The organism is Paenibacillus sp. SER-28, assembly GCF_052906305.1.
Map to the genome: position 1 here is coordinate 304811 of NZ_JBRECM010000005.1, position 20405 is coordinate 325215.

Annotated in this window: 23 protein-coding genes; 8 read left to right on the forward strand and 15 right to left on the reverse strand. The window is 45.9% G+C overall.

Features of this window, described 5'->3' with window-relative positions; translation table 11 throughout:
• Window positions 1-10: 10 nt before the first annotated feature.
• Window positions 11-2329: a 5-methyltetrahydropteroyltriglutamate--homocysteine S-methyltransferase gene (gene metE / locus ACUYLD_RS15515; protein WP_446675449.1), complete on the forward strand. Its 2319-nt coding sequence runs from the start codon at window positions 11-13 to the stop codon at window positions 2327-2329.
• An 87-nt stretch (window positions 2330-2416) separates the two neighbouring features.
• Here metE and ACUYLD_RS15520 read toward each other — a convergent pair whose 3' ends face one another.
• Window positions 2417-2950 (reverse strand): DUF6985 domain-containing protein, encoded by a 534-nt coding sequence (locus ACUYLD_RS15520; protein WP_348620873.1) that lies wholly within the window; start codon window positions 2948-2950, stop codon window positions 2417-2419.
• Window positions 2951-3331: 381 nt separating this feature from the next.
• Between ACUYLD_RS15520 and ACUYLD_RS15525 the strand changes: the two genes are divergently transcribed.
• From ACUYLD_RS15525 to ACUYLD_RS15545, 5 genes are all read left to right on the forward strand, one after another.
• Complete coding sequence (locus tag ACUYLD_RS15525) at window positions 3332-3661, forward strand: PadR family transcriptional regulator (RefSeq protein ID WP_061830478.1); 330 nt, start codon at window positions 3332-3334, stop codon at window positions 3659-3661.
• On the forward strand, window positions 3654-4205 hold the full coding sequence (locus ACUYLD_RS15530; RefSeq protein WP_069290616.1) for a DUF1700 domain-containing protein: 552 nt from the start codon (window positions 3654-3656) through the stop codon (window positions 4203-4205). Before ACUYLD_RS15525 ends, ACUYLD_RS15530 begins: the two co-directional genes overlap by 8 nt.
• A 4-nt stretch (window positions 4206-4209) precedes the next feature.
• Window positions 4210-5061, forward strand: coding sequence for a DUF4097 family beta strand repeat-containing protein (locus ACUYLD_RS15535; protein ID WP_069290617.1), 852 nt, complete (start codon window positions 4210-4212; stop codon window positions 5059-5061).
• 120 nt (window positions 5062-5181) lie between these two features.
• A complete protein-coding gene (locus tag ACUYLD_RS15540) occupies window positions 5182-5901 on the forward strand; it encodes a 3-ketoacyl-ACP reductase (protein ID WP_061830484.1) in 720 nt (239 codons plus the stop codon).
• Window positions 5902-6087: 186 nt separating this feature from the next.
• Window positions 6088-6525 carry an AbrB/MazE/SpoVT family DNA-binding domain-containing protein gene (locus ACUYLD_RS15545; RefSeq protein ID WP_061830486.1) on the forward strand — a complete coding sequence of 146 codons (438 nt, stop codon included), beginning with the start codon at window positions 6088-6090 and terminating at the stop codon, window positions 6523-6525.
• Window positions 6526-6593: 68 nt separating this feature from the next.
• Here the strand turns inward: ACUYLD_RS15545 and ACUYLD_RS15550 are convergent, their stop codons facing one another.
• A complete protein-coding gene (locus tag ACUYLD_RS15550; protein WP_446675450.1) occupies window positions 6594-7052 on the reverse strand; it encodes a hypothetical protein in 459 nt (152 codons plus the stop codon).
• Between the two features lie 120 nt (window positions 7053-7172).
• Here ACUYLD_RS15550 and ACUYLD_RS15555 point away from each other — a divergent pair, with 120 nt between their 5' ends.
• Window positions 7173-7334, forward strand: a complete 162-nt coding sequence (locus tag ACUYLD_RS15555; protein WP_013312451.1) for a hypothetical protein — start codon at window positions 7173-7175, stop codon at window positions 7332-7334.
• A gap of 31 nt (window positions 7335-7365) precedes the next feature.
• Here the strand turns inward: ACUYLD_RS15555 and ACUYLD_RS15560 are convergent, their stop codons facing one another.
• From ACUYLD_RS15560 to ACUYLD_RS15615, 12 genes are all read right to left on the reverse strand, one after another.
• Window positions 7366-8532, reverse strand: coding sequence for a nitric oxide synthase oxygenase (locus tag ACUYLD_RS15560; protein WP_446675451.1), 1167 nt, complete (start codon window positions 8530-8532; stop codon window positions 7366-7368).
• 150 nt (window positions 8533-8682) lie between these two features.
• Window positions 8683-9159: a Dps family protein gene (locus ACUYLD_RS15565; RefSeq protein WP_446675452.1), complete on the reverse strand. Its 477-nt coding sequence runs from the start codon at window positions 9157-9159 to the stop codon at window positions 8683-8685.
• Between the two features lie 446 nt (window positions 9160-9605).
• A complete protein-coding gene (locus ACUYLD_RS15570) occupies window positions 9606-11327 on the reverse strand; it encodes an adenine deaminase C-terminal domain-containing protein (protein WP_446675453.1) in 1722 nt (573 codons plus the stop codon).
• 28 nt (window positions 11328-11355) lie between these two features.
• Window positions 11356-12414 carry an ABC transporter ATP-binding protein gene (locus tag ACUYLD_RS15575; protein WP_061830494.1) on the reverse strand — a complete coding sequence of 353 codons (1059 nt, stop codon included), beginning with the start codon at window positions 12412-12414 and terminating at the stop codon, window positions 11356-11358.
• A 16-nt stretch (window positions 12415-12430) separates the two neighbouring features.
• Window positions 12431-13219: an ABC transporter permease gene (locus ACUYLD_RS15580; RefSeq protein ID WP_013312456.1), complete on the reverse strand. Its 789-nt coding sequence runs from the start codon at window positions 13217-13219 to the stop codon at window positions 12431-12433.
• A gap of 6 nt (window positions 13220-13225) precedes the next feature.
• On the reverse strand, window positions 13226-14047 hold the full coding sequence (locus ACUYLD_RS15585) for an ABC transporter permease (RefSeq protein WP_013312457.1): 822 nt from the start codon (window positions 14045-14047) through the stop codon (window positions 13226-13228).
• Between the two features lie 27 nt (window positions 14048-14074).
• Window positions 14075-15004, reverse strand: coding sequence for a nucleoside hydrolase (locus tag ACUYLD_RS15590; RefSeq protein WP_165177918.1), 930 nt, complete (start codon window positions 15002-15004; stop codon window positions 14075-14077).
• Complete coding sequence (locus tag ACUYLD_RS15595) at window positions 15004-16077, reverse strand: ABC transporter substrate-binding protein (protein ID WP_446675454.1); 1074 nt, start codon at window positions 16075-16077, stop codon at window positions 15004-15006. Before ACUYLD_RS15595 ends, ACUYLD_RS15590 begins: the two co-directional genes overlap by 1 nt.
• A 175-nt stretch (window positions 16078-16252) precedes the next feature.
• Complete coding sequence (locus ACUYLD_RS15600; protein ID WP_013373571.1) at window positions 16253-16597, reverse strand: hypothetical protein; 345 nt, start codon at window positions 16595-16597, stop codon at window positions 16253-16255.
• Window positions 16598-16981: 384 nt separating this feature from the next.
• A complete protein-coding gene (locus ACUYLD_RS15605) occupies window positions 16982-17293 on the reverse strand; it encodes a hypothetical protein (protein WP_013312461.1) in 312 nt (103 codons plus the stop codon).
• Window positions 17294-17325: 32 nt separating this feature from the next.
• Window positions 17326-17622, reverse strand: a complete 297-nt coding sequence (locus ACUYLD_RS15610; protein ID WP_014278615.1) for a WXG100 family type VII secretion target — start codon at window positions 17620-17622, stop codon at window positions 17326-17328.
• Window positions 17623-17660: 38 nt separating this feature from the next.
• Entirely contained in the window at window positions 17661-19121 is a 1461-nt protein-coding gene (locus ACUYLD_RS15615; RefSeq protein WP_446675455.1) for a lipase family protein, read from the reverse strand.
• Between the two features lie 80 nt (window positions 19122-19201).
• Between ACUYLD_RS15615 and ACUYLD_RS15620 the strand changes: the two genes are divergently transcribed.
• Window positions 19202-19549: a hypothetical protein gene (locus tag ACUYLD_RS15620; protein ID WP_446675456.1), complete on the forward strand. Its 348-nt coding sequence runs from the start codon at window positions 19202-19204 to the stop codon at window positions 19547-19549.
• Window positions 19550-19998: 449 nt separating this feature from the next.
• Here ACUYLD_RS15620 and ACUYLD_RS15625 read toward each other — a convergent pair.
• Window positions 19999-20405: transposase (locus ACUYLD_RS15625; protein WP_446675457.1), on the reverse strand; the 407-nt coding region annotated here is incomplete at its 5' end.

Sequence of the window (20405 nt, forward strand, 5' to 3'; positions counted from 1 at the left end):
GGAAAAGTACATGTCCATTATTGAATGGCCTGAATTGTCCGGCTTAATTAGCAGTAATCTGGGATATCCGCGTATCGGCGAAAATCGGGAATGGAAGAAAGCACTGGAACGCTTCTGGAACGGCAGCATTAACGAAAGCGAACTGCAGACGGAGATGAAAAAATTACGGTTGGAGCATCTGAGCAAGCAGCGTGACAAGGGGATTGATCGCATTCCTGTCGGAGACTTCTCCTATTACGATCACATGCTGGATACATCTGTGATGTTCGGTCTAGTACCTGAACGGTTCAACTTTCGTCCCGCAGGTCCGATTCCTCTGTCCGTGTACTTCGGGATCGCTCGTGGACAGAAGGGAGCAACCGCCAGTGAAATGACCAAATGGATGAATACCAATTATCACTACATCGTTCCTGAATTGGCGAACGCAGTTCCGGTGTTCACTGAAAATAAACCTTTACAGGCTTATCGTGAAGCAAAACAGGAACTAGGCATTGAGGGTAAACCGGTCCTCATCGGCCCCTATTCATTCGTTACCCTTTCCAAAGGCTATGATCGTAAGGAGCTTGCCTCTATTATAAGAACCTTCCTGCCTTTATACACCCGTGTCCTGTCTGAACTAGCAGCAGAAGGTGTTCAGTGGATCCAAATCGATGAACCTGTCCTGACCACCTCATTCCCAGTAGGGGATCTGGACATTATTCAAGAAGTCTATGAAGCTTTGACCCAAGCTGCGCCCTCCTTAAATATAATGCTGCAAACCTACTTTGGCAGCCTAGATCATTATGAGCGTCTGTCCGCACTTCCGGTACAGGGGCTGGGTCTTGATTTTGTGTATGATGATGGCGAAAATCTTCAGCATATATTGCAGCATGGCTTCCCTAAAGGAAAAACGCTGGGCGCTGGTGTCATTGACGGACGCAATATATGGCGCAGCGACCTGAACGCTGTAGCTGCTCTGCTGGGTCAGTTAGCAGAACAGACCACTGCCGAGCAGCTTATCGTACAGCCATCATGCAGTCTGCTGCATGTGCCAGTCAGCCTGGAGGCAGAGCACAAGCTGGACAAGGAGCTGGTGCAAGCGCTGGCCTTTGCTGATGAAAAGCTAGAGGAAATCGCCATCCTGACGGCTGCACTTGGCAAACACGATCCATCCGCACTCACCAAGCTTGGACAAAGTACAGATGCGGTAGCCCGTTTCAACAGTTCAGCGGCACGCGTACAGACAGCTGCCGATCTGGCCGACCTGTTGGCCAAAGAGCCTCTGTCACGCAGCGTTCCTTTCGCCGAGCGTCGTGAGATTCAGCAAAATAAGCTGAAGTTGCCTCCACTGCCTACGACGACCATTGGTAGCTTCCCGCAAACCGCCGAGATCCGCAAGGCCCGCCTGCACTATCGCAAAGGAGAATGGTCTGCCGAGCAATATCGAACGTTCATCCAACAGCAAATTAAGGAATGGATTGATATCCAAGAGGACATTGGCATTGATGTGCTTGTACATGGGGAATTTGAGCGGACCGACATGGTTGAATTTTTTGGCGAAAAGCTGAACGGCTTTGCTTTTACGCAAAACGGATGGGTGCAGTCCTACGGCTCCCGTTGTGTCAAACCGCCGATTATATACGGAGACGTTTCCTTCGATCAGCCCATGACCGTGGAAGAAACGGCATTCGCCCAATCGTTAACCTCCAAGCCTGTTAAGGGAATGCTTACGGGTCCTGTGACCATTTTGAACTGGTCTTTCGAACGTAATGACATTCCACGTAGTCAAGTTGCTTTACAGTTGGCTCTGGCATTACGGGCAGAGGTAGAGGCACTGGAACAAGCGGGCATCGGCATGATTCAGGTCGATGAGCCTGCAATTCGTGAAGGGCTTCCGCTGAAAAAAGAACAGCAGCAAGCCTATCTGGATTGGGCGGTTCAAGCCTTCCTTGTGACCACGGCCACCGTTGAGCCAGCGACCCAAATCCATACGCATATGTGCTATTCCGAATTTCAGCATATGATTCAGTCCATCTCCGATATGGATGCCGACGTTATATCTATTGAAACCTCGCGAAGCCACGGAGAACTGATTGTCAGCTTTGAAGATCAGGTATACGACAAAGGCATCGGTCTGGGCGTGTACGATATCCACAGCCCGCGCATCCCCGATGTATCTGAAATGCTAAGCATGATCCAGCGTGCCCTGCGCGTACTGCCATCAGATTTGTTCTGGGTTAATCCGGATTGTGGTCTGAAAACCCGCACCAAAGAGGAAGCTGTCGCCGCCTTGCGGCAAATGGTACAAGCAGCTCAAGCAGCCCGGGCTGCATTGGCTGTATCCAACTAATTTTTTTATCGTATCCAATCGCGCCATCATTTTCGCCTTATCCTATTCCCCTTTCCGACCTTTTTGCTAAAAGCCAGGAAGGGGGATTTATTCTAGATCATATAATGTGTATACACCTTGAATATGCTCCATTTTCATCTGCTTCATATGTACGCCTAAGCCATGTTCTCGATCCCAGGAGCAACTAAAATTCAAATACAGTTCGTCCTTTGCCGATGAGTCGGAAATCAGTATAGACATAAGCTGTATTCGATCCAACAATTGTTCCGGCCGCTCCACATAAGGCGCATATTCATCTGGGTCCTCTCCCCATGTACTGTAAGCATTCCGGTACTTTTCCACTATGCCAGCATAATGATGGTGTATGGACTCCAACACTTGAGGATGAATAGTTGACGAATATTCCATATACTGCTCCCATGTCTTTTTTTGCAACTGTGTAGGTTCTTCTATAGTCTGTGCCTGTTCTTCGGAGTCGGCTCCCACGATAAATTCGACTTCTACTTCCGAGGGCTGCCCGCAAAAATTAACATGTACTACACCACGCAGAACAATCTCCTCAGATACATCCCAAGACTCATCATCCTGTTCCAGTTCCATATACCAGTGTTTCCAATCCACCCTTTACCACCTCTTCATAAAAAGTAATCTTTAACCCTATTGAATACTTTACAATCTATCATTTTAATGAATGAAATTAAAGCGGCATCCTATATGAGCTTCCAGCCAAATTTCGAGAAATTTCCAAATAAAACTACTTTTTTCTACAACATTCGCTATTCGATAAAGCCTTCAAGAAAGAAAATCTGCCCATTTCGGCACAAATATTTTATTATTAAAAATTTAGTACCTTGCATTAATCAGTACATGATGTTAAATTATACCTGACTACTGTTCTATAATTAGTACCCGTGACAAATTATGCACAAACACACGTTTCTTCCCCTTATTCCGAACGACACCTATGAATCATTGTTAACATCCAGGAAGGGAGCACCGCTCGTGAATGTGAACATCCAATTCAAAAAAGGGGTACTGGAACTGTGCGTTCTAGTTCTAATTGGACGCAGAGACCGTTATGGCTACGAGTTGGCTCAAGCCGTCTCCCGTCATATTGAAGTAGCTGAGGGAGCCCTATATCCCCTACTTCGCCGTCTGGTATCAGAAGGATACTGCACAACGTATTTACAGGAATCGACCGAGGGACCTCCCCGCAAATATTATCGGCTGACTGATACTGGAAGCCATTATACAAAAATACTTACGCGGGAATGGAATGATTTTGTCCATCATGTCGCAAGCCTACTGGAGGAAGGAAATTCCGATGAATAGAAAACAGTTTCTTACAGAGGTGGAGCAGCGTCTTTCTCCTCTCCCTGCAGAGGTACGCAATGAGCTGCTTAGTGATTTGAGCCAGCATTTTGACTACGGGTTGGTCAATGGAAAAAGCGAAAGTGAGATTGCCAATGAGCTGGGTAACCCAGAGGATATTGCCCGAGAAGCGTTGGATGATCCTAATGCAGCCTGGAACGCTTCTCCTCCGCTTCGCCAGGGAAGCTTCGCACGCAATCTTTTTACTTTCTTAGGACTGCTGTTTCTCAACTTGCTGATCTCCATCCCGATTATGGCTACCCTATGGGTAGTATGGGTTTCATTGACCGTGGTAGCGGTCAGCTTCATTGCAGCCCCCCTTCTCGCCGTTACTGATTATGCGCTGAACAGCACCTTTTACCCGGCCAAATTCTTTTTCTCTATCACGTTGACGGGTATAGGTCTATTGCTGCTGCCTGGAGTACGTTATCTCTTACTCCTTATGGTCAAAGGCACAGTACGATACTGGAAATGGAATCAGACTACCCTGAGGGGAGCTTACTAACAACATGAATAAAAAGTGGTTTATTGCAGCAGGTCTGTGCATTGTGATCGGTGTAGCCGGAATGGTGGCTTACGGTGCCCCATGGAGTCAACAAGTCATGAAGGAAACAACTGCGATTAACAAAAAATGGACGTTCACACGTGGTCAGCTACAGAAGCTGAAAGTGGACAGTTCTGATGATGTCTCTATTTTGTTTACTCCCGGCTCTGGCGACCAAGGTGCGATACGCATTAGTGGAGAAGTTCAGACAAAGGTAGCCGACCAAATTCATAATGCCCGAATTGAGAACGGTAAGCTTACGATTCAATCGGAGCCGGCCGCTTCCTTGTCATTTCTTTCGATCACCCCTGATTTGGATCAAACGATTACCGTAGAGATGCCCTCCGGCGAAACACTAACTGACCTACAGGTAGATGCACATTCAGGGAATGTAAAACTTCAAGATGCCTCCGTGCAGAATACTTCCATCACCGCTACTTCAGGCACTGCCGAGATTACAAACCTCCAAAGTACCCACCTGATCGCAAATTTAACATCCGGCAATTTTACAGCCAGTCAGCTTGCAGCAGATATGGAGTTGAAGCTTACTTCAGGCGATGTTACCATCCGCGATTATAGCGGTAATGGCCTTATTTCCCTAACCTCAGGGGAGACAAATATTACGCAACGTGCCGTAGCCAACTTGGAAGTGAATGCTGATTCTGGTGACGTGAAGATTAAACAAGCTCCCGATTTTAAAGGTGTTTATAATGTCCACTCTGACTCTGGGAGTATAGATACTCCCGAATCTGTTCCCGGTAGTGTGAACGTGATAAAGGTAGAAACCACCTCAGGGGATATTAATATTTCCAAATAGGAGACCTCTAGATGAATACCTCATCAGAGGCGAAGTTTGGTTCAATGAGTTTAACCTTGTATAATGTAACCATGTGCTCACATGCACAACCACGTTATGGAGTGAAAAGGAGGAGACTGGATGGAACTTAAGAATAAAACAGCCATTATTACAGGAGCCAGCAAAGGAATCGGTAAAGCAATTGCCGAAACTTTAGCCAAGGAAGGCGTTAACCTGGGATTAATCTCACGAACATTGACTGACCTGCAAAAGCTGCAGGATTCGCTGGGGAGTACATACGGCGTGAAAGTGGTGAGTGCTGTTGCAGATATATCGGATCGCGCACAGGCCGCTGCCGCTGTAGCTTCACTGGAACACGAATTGGGCGCTGTCGATATTTTGATCAACAATGCAGGCATTGCTACCTTTGGCACAGTCGCAGATATGGACCCCGAAGAGTGGGAACGTATTATTCGCGTAAACCTGATGGGAACCTATTATGTTACACATGCTGCTCTTCCAAGCATGCTGGCACAAAAGAGCGGAAACATTATTAATATCTCCTCGACGGCAGGAGAACGAGGCTTTGCAACAGGCTCGGCATATTGCGCATCCAAATTTGCTTTGATGGGCTTCACGGAAGCACTGATGCAGGAAGTTCGCAAATCCAATATTCGCGTCACCGCGCTGACTCCAAGTACTGTCAATACAGAACTGGCGGCAAACGCAGGATTGTCTATTGGTGATGAGGATCGCATGCTTCAACCGCAGGATTTGGCCGATCTGACATTAGCCGCATTGAAACTGCCTCCACGGGTTCAATTAAAAGTAGCCGGTATTTGGACAACCAACCCACAGTAATTCGACATGACATCTTAGATTCATTGGCTGTACAATGCTCCGGCAGACGTAATTGTTCGTCATGCCGGAGCTTTTTTTTCAGCATAGCTATACCAAAACAAACTGTAATATAAGCGCTTTGTACTTCCAGCATATATACATACAATTCCTACAACTATAAGCGCATTTCAGGAAAGGGGAAAAATGATGAAGAACACAGGAATGACACGGCCATTAGACCATTTGGGCCGCATTGTGCTGCCCAAGGAGCTGCGCAATTCTATGAATATTAATATTGGAGATGCCCTCGATTTTTTTATTACCCCAGAGGGACTGATGATTCGCAAGTATACGGGGGTTTCTTGCTATTTTTGTGGTGCCGTAGATCATTTGAGCTATTTTAGGGATCATCTGATATGTAAAAGTTGTATTGAAAATCTGAAGAGCGATAATCCTTCCAGTCATTTGAATGAATCCCGTCCTGTCCAGCCCAAGAAAAGAAGGAGTTACAGAAATCAGAATGATCTCCTGAATAAACTAAAACAGCTCATGCAGGAGCATCCTAATGTATCTCAAAAAGAATTAGCCGAAATGCTCGAACTATCCCAGGGACGCGTGTCACAGCTTAAAAAGCTACTTCTTTAAATCATCCGACCCGATCTCGTCTGTTCTAACAACAAAAAAAGAGCCTGACGGCTCTTGGATCATCATCGTTACGCAATGTCGGACTGCTCTATAACCGGGACCCGATAGGCCAGCAAGGACTCGTCTATTACGGCAGAAATAAACGTTGCTTCTATTTCAGGCACCAGTCTAAGCGCATAATTCCATGCGTTTTCTTCAATTTGCAGCGCAAGTCGTTCCCTGGTCCCTATCCCGTTCTCTTGCTCCAACGCATCGGAGAGGTCCACTAATTCCGTATCGGCGGCGTGCCCGATCTCATGTGCAAGCACAACCGTAAAATACTCCTCAACTCGATTAACGCTGCCGAACATCTGTACACACTGTGTTTCAATAACATCCGTATACATGGTAATGGCGTGAGCATTCATAGCATATTTGCCCCCAATCAGCCTTCCACCAGGAAAACGTTTCTCCAGCTTGACTGTCACACCTATAGCAGCCCGTTCCAACAGCTCAGCGACAATGCGCTCTGCCTGATTTCTTTCCAACTTAGCTTCGCTCCTCAAACCAGGATATATAAAGTTATATTTACTTTAAACTTATGAAATCATGGATGTGTTCATACCATATACAGTACGATATTATACCTTTTTACAAAGGAGAATACCATGTCAGAAGATTATTATATAGGTTGGGGAACGCTTGCCCTGATTAATGCCGGCTTGGCACAGTCCAAAAATCGGAGCGGGCTAAACTGGTTTCTGCTCTCCCTATTAATAGGGCCACTGGCTACACTATTTATCGTTGCATGGGATAAGCTGGAGTCCTAATCCAGCCATTAGGTCATTCCCATCGTTATCGTTATCCGGAATGAAAAGGGCAGCCTTGGCGCTTCTGCTGAAGCACTGTGTCTGTTGCTGTACTAGTAGCCTGTCTCGACGTATACGGCTTCTCTTGAACTCCGAAATTTGGCTTCACAAGCCGATTATCATAGGAGCTATGAAAAATATGCGTTGTCGCCGGGGATAGCGGGGGGATCAGCCATGTCCAATTGCCTGTCAGCGCGCGCCCAGCCTTGGCTTCTCGTTCCTCAAACAGCTGAAATTGTGCCGCTGCGGTATGGTGGTCGACAATGCTGACTCCCGCTTTTTTAAAAGAATGCAGCACAGCAATATTCAATTCCACCAGCGCCCGATCACGCCAAAGCGTTGTTTCACTCGTCGTATCGAGTCCCATCAGCTTAGCCACCTGTGGCAACCTATTATAGCGGAAGGTATCCGCAAAATTACGGGCGCCGATTTCTGTTCCCATATACCAACCGTTAAAGGGAGCCGCTGTATAGATGATACCGCCAATCTCCAGCGTCATGTCCGCAATCATAGGCACGGCATACCAACGTAATCCCAAGGAAGCGAAACCCGAAAGTTCTGGATGCTCAATGGGCACCTCCATCACCAAATGTTCAGGAATATCAAATAGCTCTGGAGACCGTCCGCCTGCTTCCACAACCAGTGGCAATATATCAAAAGGAGTCATCGCCCCTTGCCAGCCCATGTCTTTACAAGCATTGGTAAAATCCACCGAGATCGGGTCCCCGATGATCCCTTGATCGGTTTCATATCCAGCGTAACGAATGAGTTGATGGTTCCAGATGCGAATATTCGGCTGCCCCGGCTTGGAGGCGCGAAATACAGTAAGCGTTGGCTTAATTTTTCCGCCATTCGTTCCTATGCGTATATGTTCCAGTAGCTCGCTGACCACCTCCGTCGCATCTGATGCGCCCCGCGCATCCCTGACTAAAAGCTTGTCCCAAAATAAGCGCCCGATGCAACGATTGCTATTGCGCCAAGCCATGAGCGCTCCGTGTTCCAGCTCTTCGTAAGTATGATCATACGTTCCCGTAGCCTCTATGTCGTAACGAATATTAAGAAGCCGGGCTTCCGCTTCATCGCGGCTTCGGCCCAGCTCCTCATAACATGTATATATAAACTGCTCCGCTTCATGCAAAAGCTGTTGTTTTACTTCCATAACATACACCCCATCCCGGCAGCTCCATGACTCAAGAGCCCGTGGTCTTCCACGCCTTCTCGTCATTATACTCCAGTGGCAGACTGGAACCAACGGGATGTGTATCTTGTTCACCTGATCTCCATATACATGGAAATATACACCAACTAATTATCCCAAATACGCACTCAGCATCCAGATATGTTTATCCATTGCTTCTCTCAAGCCGTTAAGAAGATCCTCTGTCGCTTTATCCTGTGCTGCTTCCGCTGCTTCCATCCCATTAGCCAGTTCAACAGTGATGGTTTTAAAATCAGCAACAACGGACTTCACCATATCGTCAGTTGTCTGCTCACCTGCGGACTCCTGAATAGCTGAAAGTTGCAAATGCTCCTTCAAGGTCGCAGCCGGACGGCCACCAATAGCCAACAAACGTTCAGCAATCGTATCTAGATTAGCTGTTGCTTCATTGTAAAGCTCTTCAAATTTAGCATGCAGTGTGAAGAATTTAGGTCCTTTCACATACCAGTGGAAATAATGCAGTTTCGTATACAATACAGACCAGGTAGCTACCTGACGATTCAATGCCTTATGCAATTCTTGAATAGCCTCTTGTGTAGGTGCGTTCGTATGATTTAATGTACTCATGTTAAAATCCCCTCTCGTTTTCATTCAAAATATAGTTGGTGTAAAGCTTGGATACTCGTTAACAGTAGTGTCTGATTTTCTTCAAAATCCCATGCGTGAATCCAATAAATATTTACTAATTAATTTAGACTTAATCTAAATCCTGTTTTAATTATAACACTATGTCGATGTTTTTCAAGTCTTTATTCGGTTTTAATCATGAAGATTACGTGAATTGATTGTAAATCAAACAACTCTATAGGCAATAGGATATCCAGACCAAGACTTATTTATCTTTTATACATAGGTTACATCAATAGGAGTAAAGAAGATGTTAATTTTGTCTGTTAAAGCTTCTATTTTGTCTGTTAAAGCTTCTATATTGAAGAAAAAATCCATAACCTACTTCATACCTAACCACGACAAAAAAGAGCCGACCCGTATGAGGGTCGGCTCTTTTATTATTCTTACATCTCTGAAGGTTCCACGATTAAGGATACAACCTTACCAGCATTTACATCAATCAGGCCGTGATCGGTAATCTTCAAGGCCGGGCTGACCGGCAAAGAATGCGTACTCAGCGACATGATTGGATTGTAATGGCGGTAGCCCAGCGACAGCAAGGCTGAACGAAGCTCCTTCACATGGGCCGCAACCATTTCCAGCGGTCCTTCTGTTAAAATCCCGCCTACGGTTAACGGCAAATGGGACAGCACCTTGCCATTTTCAACTACGCAAAAGCCACCTTGGCTGGATAGAACCGTATTCGCAGCCAGTATCATATCTTGCTTGTTATGCCCTACGACCAGCAAGTTATGGTTATCGTGCGAATAGGTGGTTGCCACTGCCCCACGTTTAATCGTATCTCCCCCGATCAAACCGTAAGCACGGTTGCCATTCTTTCCATACCGTTCAAACGTAGCGATGAGTCCATGTTCACCATGTTCCCATACCAGTTCACCCTGCTCCACATGTGCAGGTGCAATCCGTTCGCTCGTAAAAGTTGAGCCATCCTTGACCATCATAATACGACATTGATGTGTGCCATCAGCTACATCCATCTTTACCGTAAAATCCTGCTCCGTGAGCGGATTGAGCTTCACACTTTGATAAAAATGGGCGGGGAAGCAGCTTTTTATCGGTGCTTGATGGTATTCCTCGAACTTATCGAATACCTTGAGTCCGTCCTTATAGACTTGCTCCACATCAAATTGACCAAGATCGGACAGCAGTACAAAGTCAGCTATTTTTCCCGGTGCAATTGTTCCGCGGTCATGCATTCGCATCCGTGCAGCAGGAGTAAACGTAGCTGCATAAATGGCATCCTCAGGCTTCATGCCCATTCCGATTGCTTTACTTACAATATGGTTCAGATGCCCTCGCTCTACGAAAGAGTCTGGCATCACATCATCCGTTACGAAGCAAAAATGTTGTGCCACATCTTCCTGAATAAGATAGTCCATCACTTCAGGGGTCATGGATTTTTCCTGGATTTCAATAAACATTCCGGCAGCCATCCGCGCCTTCATACCTTCAATACTTTGGTGAGTATGGTCCGAGCCTATTCCCGCATAGATCAACTGATGCAGATCCAGATCAAGCAGCTGCGGCGTATGGCCTTCAATGATCAGCTCCGGGTAGTGCTCACGAACATGGCGTAAGATGCGATTCGTCTTGCTCTCCGGATCACGAATGACATCCACATAGTTCATAATTTCACCCAGGCAGATCATTTCGCCGGTTTGCAGTAGCGCATCAATCTCGGGAATACCAATCTCGCCCCCTGAGGTTTCGAGCGGCGTTGCCGGGACAGAGCTTGGAATGCCGTAGAACATATCAGCCACGCAATCTTTGCTGGCTTCCATCATTTCCTGAATGCCTTCCAATCCGAAAACATTCGCCATTTCGTGCGGTTCCGGTACAATCGTCGTTACCCCATTGCGAATCAGCCCATAGGAAAAGGTTGCCGGTGTCACCATGGTACTTTCGATATGCAAATGAATGTCGATCAGGCCGGGAATCATATATTTCCCGTGCCCTTCGACAATTTCAGCCACCTCGAAAGACTCCAGACCACGCTGACCGATATACATAAACTTACCGCCAAGTATAGCTACATTACCTTCTTCGAACGTCTTGTAGTAACTGTTATACACCTTAACTTGTAAAATCATTTTGTCTGCACGCATGATGTATCTCCTTCATCGAACCCGCTGATTATTGGACCAGCACCATTTTATCTGCCGGAAAATGCAGGGTAACCCGTTGACCACTCAGGTAAGGCGTATCCATTTCCTGATTAGCCGTAAAGTTGCCTTTCGCCGTTTCTACCACGTACTGATAGCTACGCCCCAGGTAAGTACTTACTTTAATAATACCGGGAAGCTCATTTTCCCCTGTCTCGTTGCCTTCTGTTCGAATGACCAAATCATCCGGGCGAATAGCGCCCTGACGAGCACCCGGTTGGGCAGTACCCTGATTACGCGCTACGCCGAACGAAAGATCGCCTGTATTCAGTCGAATACGATCCCCTTCTTCAGTACGCTCGTCAAAACTCAGAAAATTATTAAACCCAATAAAACGGGCGACAAATTCGGTCGTCGGATATTTAAAAATGGTCGATGGAGCATCTAATTGTTCGATGTTCCCCTTATTCATAATCGCAACCTGGTCAGAAATCGAAAAACATTCCTCCTGATCATGCGATACATACACAGTAGTGATGCCCAGTTCCTGTTGAATACGGCGGATTTCCACACGCATATTTACACGCAGGTTAGCATCCAAGTTACTCAGAGGTTCATCAAACAACAGCAGATCGGGTTCAATCACAAGCGCTCGCGCAATCGCAACACGTTGACGCTGTCCGCCTGACAACTCACCGGGGAAACGTTTCTCAAATCCCCCCAGGCTAACCGTATCCAGCATGGCCATAACGCGGCGTTTCACATCATCTTCCTTTACCTTACGTAACCGCAGACCAAAGGCAACATTATCAAAAACGGACAAATGCGGGAAGAGTGCATAACTTTGGAAAACAAAGCCGAAGTTCCGTTTATTCACCGGAACCCGAGTATAATCCTTATCGCCAAACAAAAATGTTCCTTGTTTAGCTTCGAGAAATCCTGCAATGAGACGAAGTGTGGTCGTTTTGCCACAACCACTCGGTCCCAGCAACGAGAGCAATTGGCCCCGTTCGAGCTGCAAATCGAAATCCTGCAAGATCAGTTGGTTGTCATAAGCGACCGATACGCGATCCAGAGTAAGCAGTGCCATAAGGTTGAAGCCTCCATTACCTTTTAGTGAAGTAAGACAATCCCATCAGTCGTTCAATCAAGAACATCAGGATACCGGTTAAAATCATCAGCATAACCGAAATCGCTGCAATCGTCGGGTCAAAATAATTTTCGACGTAAGTCAGCATTTGAATGGGCAGGGTGCTGAAGCCCGGTCCTGTCATGAAGACGGAGATGTCGACATTGTTGAATGATTCCAGAAAGGCAATCAGGATAGCCGCAATAATACCTGAGCGGATGTTGGGCAGAACCACCTTGAAAAAGGTTTCCAGCCGTCCAGCCCCCAAACTAAGCGCTGCTTCCTCAATCGCAAAATCAAAGTTAGACAAACTGGATGCAATGACTCTAATAATGAACGGCAACATAATCACCGTATGTCCGATCAATAGTCCAGCATATACTGGTAAATGGTAAACAATGATCAAATAGCGCAGCAGTGTAAAACCAAGAACGATACCCGGTATAAGCAACGGGGAAAGGAACAAAGCATTCAGCGCATCCTTCCCGCGAAACGAAAAGCGACTAAGTGCATAGGCGGCAGGCATACCGATCAGCAGTGCCAAGATGTTGCCTAGCAGAGAGACGACAATGGACGTTTTGAACGTGGACATAAACAAATCCACTTCAAAAATATTTTCATACCAGCGCAAAGAAAAGCCCTGCGGAGGAAATTTTAATACCGTGCCCGGCTCGAAAGAAGTGACCGATATGATCAACAGCGGACCGAGCAGAAAGATGAAGACCAGCAGGCTAAAGAAGCCTAGTCCGTAATGTTTCTCCCGCATATCCACCTACCCCTTCGGATTGAGTTTATGGGCCGCCTTATTTAAGAGACCGACCACGATAAATGTAATAACAATCATAATTGTTGCAATAACAGAAGCTAAAAACCAGTCGTTTAGCGTCATCGCGTTCTGATACAAAAATGTAGCGATAACCCGCTGTTTTCCTCCAAGTAGTGCTGGTGTCGTATATGCAGTCAGGCTGCCTACGAAAACGAGAATGCTTCCAATGATCAGGCCCGGCACAGACAGCGGAAATACGATTTTACGAAATGCGCTGAATCTGGAAGCCCCGAGGCTCTGAGCAGCATGAACAAGATCACCGTCGATATTTTCGAGCACACCAATCAGTGAAATAATCATCAGTGGTAAAAACAAATGAACCAGACCAATAATCATCGCTGCCGGGGTGTACAAAATATTCAGCGGTTCATCTACAAGTCCTAAACCGATGAGCACGTTATTTAACAGCCCCTTGCGACCCAGAATGACCATCCAGCTGAATGACCGCACCACTGGACTCGTCAATAAGGGAAAGATAGCCAGCGCAAGCAAAATACCTTTACGACGCGGGGCCTTTTGCGAAATATAATAAGCCGTCGGGAAGCCGAGTAATACGCACACGAGTGTCGTTACGACACTGACTTCCAGCGTAGTCAGCAATATTTTCAGAAAATAAGGGTCCTTGAAGAAATGGAGATAGCCTTCTAGGGTGAATGAGCTGTTCTGTACGAAGGTCGAACCGATCGTCAACACAATCGGAATGACCATGAACACCGCCAGAAAGAGCAGACCTGGCAGCAGCAGCCAATACAAGTATGTTTTCTTCATGGGTAGCTCCTTGCGGTTATCAAAATGTTATTCCTTATTCAGCACCTGGATGAACAGCTCCAGAAAAGCTTCGCTGTCCACCTGTTCGCACACATTCATATTAGGGCTATGATTGAGGCGGTTCTGCACATCACCCACCGTTTGTCCGTCACATATACGACTGGAGGTTTCCACGTCAACATACAACGACGAGGTATCTACTAACCTCGAATTCAATGCGACACCCACGGCAAGCGGGTCATGAAGCGCACACGCTTTTACCCCGTTGCGTTCTTCATAACGCTTGGTATAAACAGCCGTACTTTCAGCTACATAATTACGAATTGCAGGATGGGACAGACGAGCAATATGATCGGCAGTCAGCAGAGCCTTCCGTGTTACATCCAGTCCCACCTGTATCAACCGACCAAATCCTGCATGAAATACGATCCGTGCGGCTTCAGGGTCAGCATACATGTTGTACTCCGCTACAGGTGTAATATTGCCGCACCCGTGAATAACACCGCCCATAAAAATGACCTCATCGACGTGATCCGTCAGTTCGGGACACTTCAGCAGCGCCAGTGCCAAATTGGTGAGCGGCCCGGTGCAAATGAGCGTCACTTCCCCCCGGTGAGCCATCACGGTATCAATGATGATATCCGGCGCAAAACCTTCGGATGCAGACATCGCTGGGACTACTCCACTCAATGCACCTCCAATGCCGTCTTCTCCATGGACACGGTGCTCGTGCAGACCTTTACGTATTAAGGGAGCCTCCGCCCCCCGATAAACCGGAATATCCGGTCTATCCAAAAGGTCGAGGATTTTGCATGTGTTCAATGTTGCTTGTTTAAGTGAGACATTACCGCATACTGTAGTAATCGCTTGGATATCCAACTGACCACTTTTGGCGGCCAGTAAAATACCCAACGCATCATCAATGCCCGTATCTACATCTAATATAACCTTTTTCATTACTGTGCTACTTCCCGGTTCCAGCGATCTGTCCATGCCTTGATATGATCGTTAACGAACTTCATATCCAGCTTGGTCAACTTATTCACTACATCTGTACCGTACGTAATTCCTTCTGTATCCGCACCGGACAGTACCACCTGCGTGTTCACCGGAGAATCAACCTTCGCCTTGGCGGATTTTTCTTGAACTTCCTTGCTCAGCTGCCAGTTGATAAATTCCTCAGCCAGCTCCTTCTGGTCGGAGCCTTTCACTACATTAATCGTGTTCATTACTGCGTAAGCACCTTCACTAGGAGCTACAAATTTCGCTCCTGGCACAGCCGCCTGCAAATCTTTGAAGTACATTTCCATGATCGGACCGCCCGCAATTTCTTGTTGACTAAACATGTTCACGAACTCGGACGTTTTGCTATAAAACTTAACGATATTCGGACTCAGCTCTTTCAGTTTTCCGAAGGCTTGGTCTTCATTAAACTCCTTACTACCCGCTACCTTGGAGGCTGCATCTACCATCATCGGTCCGGCAGTCGCCGTAATATTCGGCAAAGTCACGTTTCCTTTGAACTCAGGGCCCCACAGGTCGGCCCAGGAGGTCACATCTTTTTTCACCAGTTCCGGATTATAGGCAATACCGAGGCGTCCAACTGTATAAGCAGGACCATATTCCTCACCCAGCGGTGCTTTGGCAATATCATAAATTTGGTTCAAATTCGGCACTTTACTGCGATCCAACTTCTCGAATAGCCCTTGTTGAATTCCCTGTTGGGCATAATAATCAGACAGATAAATCAGATCGACATCAGTGCTGCCTTGACTGATTTTGTTCAACCGTTCCGCGTTATTTCCAATTTCGACCACGATATCAACGTTATGTTCTTTTTCAAAAGGCTCGTACACTTCTTTGTTAAAAAAGTCCTCGGAAAAGCCCCATGTGGAAATAACTAGTTTCTTTTTCCCATCAGCTGAACCATCTTTTCCATCTGCCTGACCGCCAGTAGCATTACTGCCGCAACCTGCCAGTACCACGGATGCCAAGGTCACAGCCATAAACCCTTTAAACCATTTTTTCATATGAAACTCCCCCTATTTTTTTATTATGCACACCTTATGACACAAAAAAGAAAAGTACTCTTGTAAAACAAGAATACTTTTCTTCGTAAACAAAGAATAAGTTGATCCCGCTGCGCGTTATAACAGGTTCTCCCCTCAGATAGATCCGAAGCGAAAAGCCGAATATCCAATTTTATTAGGATTCTTTCAGTATGATGTTCGTAATTGCCCACTGCGTTGCTGAATCATAATCACGCAGTAAAGCTTCTATATCGAGCTCCATATCCTCAATCAGCTTCTCGCGAAGTCTCTTCTTGTACAGCATGGACATTCGGAAATCCACTTCCAGCTTCAAGCCGGGGGCTTCCACTTCCAATGCCGCCGAGCGTGGAGAACGCCGGTGCTTCGCCACAAAGGTAACAATGTTGTTCTCAACGGTGGCCCGCAGTAGCGTGGTCCCGAAGCCGAACAGTTCCTTTGAAACTTCATTGTAAATCTGGCACATCCGCTTCTTGCTTTCGTTACTGTCGAGCAGCGTCATGAACCCACCCTCATCAGCATATTACGTACAATCAATCTTTCAACACGATAGATTATACATAAATATGCGATAAATAGCAAACAAAAATCCCTAATCTAATAACATATGATGCGAAAAAGCGAACAATATGTCGAACTTTGTAGCTTTTCAACATTTTTACACTTTTTCGTCTAACCCTTAAGTTTTCGAACACTGCTATATTCCCCGCAGGAAAATTAAAGTAGACTACAAAATCATTATCGTCACCACTCTGGGAGAATATTTTTTTCTACTACTATATATGTAGTTTTTATTTAAACGCATTTAACCGTACCCCGCGGGAGTCCCCTAGCGATTGTACGGTTCTTTTATGTTATGTAGCTGACTGGCCAGATGGGAACCCCTTCAAGAAAAAGCCGATTGAATCCACGAGGACACTACAAGAGTAGCTGGCCACAGCAGCATAAAGTTAGCTATGATATACGCCTTCTTAAAAGCATAACGATGATAAAAATACCAACAGCTCCATGAAATAAATACTCCTATCGGGTAGCTCATTATGACATAGGCAAAAATATAACTGATGAGATAATCTCCAGCTGTTGGTGCATCGAAAGAAAATACGACCACCATCAGCATGGCCGGATAGGCAAATAGCGTTAAGCCATAAACGATATTCAATATAAGTAAAATGACAAATGCATTTTGATCTTTCATGATGTTCTCCTAACTATTGCAGTCTGCCTGTATCACCATTGTGCAGCCCGTTTGCGTCTCTCCTCACGCCGATCAGCTTCTTCCATTTTCCGAATATAACGTTTCAACTGCTCTTTATGATCGTCCAATTCCTGTATTCGTACAGTTGTACCTTGGAGAAACGTCTCCATTTTACGTGTTAATTCAGCAGCCGATTCGCCCCTCCAGTCTTGCAGACGACCATATATATTTCTCATCTGCTGCTCCTGATGCTGAAGTCTTTGCTTTAGCTGCTCGCATTGCTGTACAGCCCTACGCAGATCCCCCAGGCTCAAAGATATTCTACTCATCTCTTTTGCCTCCCGTTGTGTTCTTCCGGCTGCTCTTTTTATTGATCCACCATCGTAAATTCCTGGCCCTTGCGATCTATATACTCTGCTATCTCTGTAATCGATCCCTGATACCAGCGATTGATCCGATCCAGTGTTGCCGTTGCACTATGCGCAATTGGGGTCAAAGACTGACTTTCACTTGTCCCGATATGAGCCTGAAATAACTGGATAGATGCTCGGGTATCGCTAGAAAATCCATGCAGGCTGGAACGCATCTGGTTAGCCGCATGCTTTAGCTCCTCAGGTGTTAATTGAATTGTGCCCCCATTTTTGTTGCCTACAAAATATGCACCGCCATTGGAGCGACCATTCTGTTGTCCTACTCCAAGGATATTCACTCCCAGTGCATTAGCAGCAAACTGCCCGAAGGCCCCCATTTGTCCACCATAGCGTTCAACCAGATCGCCCATGACTTCCTTGAGCTCTGCTCGCGCGGCCAGCATCTGCTCGTATGCCTGCACCCGTGGGTTACCTTCCACCAATTGACCGTCCATGGTGTACAGTGGATTGCTGATATTGCCGTTTTCATCAAATGTGAAATGATCCATGCTATGCGTCGCTTCTCCAAATACCGAATTATAGAACTTTGTAATCGGATCTTGCTGCATCATAGGCAACGTAATCGGGACATACACAATGGGAGACCATTTGGGTCCCAAAAAAAAGTTAGCCCACTTATTTTCTCTTTCGACTGGTAATGAAACAGGAATAGTGATTTTGGCTTTATTAGCCGTCTTATAATCATTGTCTATAAAGTAGGTTGTACCCACATGTGGCTGTGCATCATTAGCTCCCGAACCGATAGTATCCTTCGGGTTGACATAAGCGACATTCGTCTTTCGAAAATCGCCATTTTCCACCTTCTTTTGAAGATCATCCGGTAATAGATGTACAATGCTTGGTGGATTATAAGCGACTGACGACAGTCCGTTCCGCACCGCCACATATTCTGCCTCCGCTCCTCCCAGAGAATGGCCTGTGGTCGTTATTTCAGCAGAGGGATACTCTTTTTTTACAACATCATATAGATTCTCAGCTTGTGTAAATTGATTATTCTGGTACTTATCCTCATATTGAAGAAATGCACTTTGCACTTGTGGTGGGAGTTTAGCCACCTCTGCCTTATTATTTTCATAATATTGATGGACTTCTTCCAACGTTTTCGCGCGTCCTCCGACGACATCGCTGAAATCCGTTCCCCAGTCCATCGCCACGCTCCACTTGGGTCGATTCGGAGGTTCTGTCCCCCTATAACCGATGATCACCTGATTGGTCTTCTCGTTAAGGAATACAGTCGCATCGAATCCAGAACCGTTCGTATCATGCAGCATAGCTCCTTCAGGTTCAACAATCTTCCATTCAGGAAGAATTCTGCTTTTAGAATCTTTAGCAGTCAACTCCCGGTCATAAACTTTATCCGCAATGGTCCAGTATGTTTTATCGTTAGTGTAGGTCAAGTTATTCCCACCTTGTCTATTGTGTAAATATATTATAGAGTTATGAAAAAAGGTGATTACCAGAAAAGGAGAATTGTAACTTGAACAGAAAAATCCCACTGATTCTGGCACTTATTTTAATTATTATGTATTTAGGAGGTTGTTCCAGCTTGTCCGACAAAGAGAAACAAGAATTAGTAGACGTCGCCACTCCCATCGGTGTGGAGTTTATTAAAGAACACTATAATGCCGATTTCATATTAAAGGATTATGCTGTGGATGATCCTGCTGTCCACTCCAGGCTCTATCTATATGGGTACATTAAAGGCCACGAAGACAACAAAATTACCATCTACTATAATTATAAAACCAAAGAAGTGATTGACGTCTCCGGGCCAGATTGGTTTATCGACAGTGAAGTCCCCAAATACAAGACCCCTTCTTCCTGAGAAGGGATACTCATCGAGCATTTCACTTTCAACATATTTGTTATCTATGTTAAAGTCTAATTTTTCCCAAATTAAGAAGTAGTATAATTATAGTGCATCCTTTTTGCGAGCGATATAGCCGAGAGGAAAAATAAGTATAAAGTCATTGGATACAGTATATCTGGTCACAGTACATAGTTTATGTAGAATAGGTCTTTGTAACTGTATGTTAGGTGAAAATTGCATAGATGAACACCATTTTTAATTTGTACTATTAAAGAGTATGCAATGACAAATGTAGTTAATAAAATTCACCTTTACGGCTACATAACAGTGCTAAAAGGGTATAGATCATCAAACTCAAATAAGGCTCCTTAGGAGCCTTCAGATTGTCGAGAAACCCCGTCTTTTGAGACGTGGGTTTCTTTTTCTTTACATCATAAGGCTCTGGTCTCTGGAGAAACAGGGGGTTACCCCTGTTTCTTCAGGCGATCCAGGTGGATCGCCATCTTCTTCATGTTCTGCACGGCTGCCGTCATAAGGGCTTGTTCCCTGACGTTTGGCAGACCGCGCAAACGGCAATAGCGAAACCCATGGAGCTCTTTGGCATCCGCGAAGCTTCGCTCAATCGTCTCTTTTCGTTTGCGGTACAGCCGTTTCCCGGATGGGCTTAGCCGGTTGCTCCGTACCCACTCTTTGCTGTCTTCCCAGACATGCCGAGTCACCACTTTGCGGTGGTTTCGAGACTGGGTACACTGGTCTAGCAGTGGGCAATGCTGGCACTGAGCTGGGTCAGAGGTATACTGCCGGTATCCCTTACGGTCCGTCGTTCGGTAGGGCAGTTCCTGTTGGGCTGGGCATCTATACACATTGCGTT

Bases quoted from the DNA above. Each gene is read 5' to 3' on its own strand.
- metE (WP_446675449.1), top strand. From the start codon at position 11: ATGTCCATTATTGAATGGCCTGAATTGTCCGGCTTAATTAGCAGTAAT.
- ACUYLD_RS15565 (WP_446675452.1), bottom strand. From the start codon at position 9,159: ATGAGTACATTAAATCATACGAACGCACCTACACAAGAGGCTATTCAA.
- ACUYLD_RS15545 (WP_061830486.1), top strand. From the start codon at position 6,088: ATGAAGAACACAGGAATGACACGGCCATTAGACCATTTGGGCCGCATT.
- ACUYLD_RS15535 (WP_069290617.1), top strand. From the start codon at position 4,210: ATGAATAAAAAGTGGTTTATTGCAGCAGGTCTGTGCATTGTGATCGGT.
- ACUYLD_RS15595 (WP_446675454.1), bottom strand. From the start codon at position 16,077: ATGAAAAAATGGTTTAAAGGGTTTATGGCTGTGACCTTGGCATCCGTG.
- ACUYLD_RS15560 (WP_446675451.1), bottom strand. From the start codon at position 8,532: ATGGAAGTAAAACAACAGCTTTTGCATGAAGCGGAGCAGTTTATATAT.
- ACUYLD_RS15530 (WP_069290616.1), top strand. From the start codon at position 3,654: ATGAATAGAAAACAGTTTCTTACAGAGGTGGAGCAGCGTCTTTCTCCT.
- ACUYLD_RS15540 (WP_061830484.1), top strand. From the start codon at position 5,182: ATGGAACTTAAGAATAAAACAGCCATTATTACAGGAGCCAGCAAAGGA.
- ACUYLD_RS15575 (WP_061830494.1), bottom strand. From the start codon at position 12,414: ATGGCACTGCTTACTCTGGATCGCGTATCGGTCGCTTATGACAACCAA.
- ACUYLD_RS15580 (WP_013312456.1), bottom strand. From the start codon at position 13,219: ATGCGGGAGAAACATTACGGACTAGGCTTCTTTAGCCTGCTGGTCTTC.
- ACUYLD_RS15610 (WP_014278615.1), bottom strand. From the start codon at position 17,622: ATGAGTAGAATATCTTTGAGCCTGGGGGATCTGCGTAGGGCTGTACAG.
- ACUYLD_RS15555 (WP_013312451.1), top strand. From the start codon at position 7,173: ATGTCAGAAGATTATTATATAGGTTGGGGAACGCTTGCCCTGATTAAT.
- ACUYLD_RS15585 (WP_013312457.1), bottom strand. From the start codon at position 14,047: ATGAAGAAAACATACTTGTATTGGCTGCTGCTGCCAGGTCTGCTCTTT.
- ACUYLD_RS15590 (WP_165177918.1), bottom strand. From the start codon at position 15,004: ATGAAAAAGGTTATATTAGATGTAGATACGGGCATTGATGATGCGTTG.
- ACUYLD_RS15570 (WP_446675453.1), bottom strand. From the start codon at position 11,327: ATGCGTGCAGACAAAATGATTTTACAAGTTAAGGTGTATAACAGTTAC.
- ACUYLD_RS15605 (WP_013312461.1), bottom strand. From the start codon at position 17,293: ATGAAAGATCAAAATGCATTTGTCATTTTACTTATATTGAATATCGTT.
- ACUYLD_RS15600 (WP_013373571.1), bottom strand. From the start codon at position 16,597: ATGACGCTGCTCGACAGTAACGAAAGCAAGAAGCGGATGTGCCAGATT.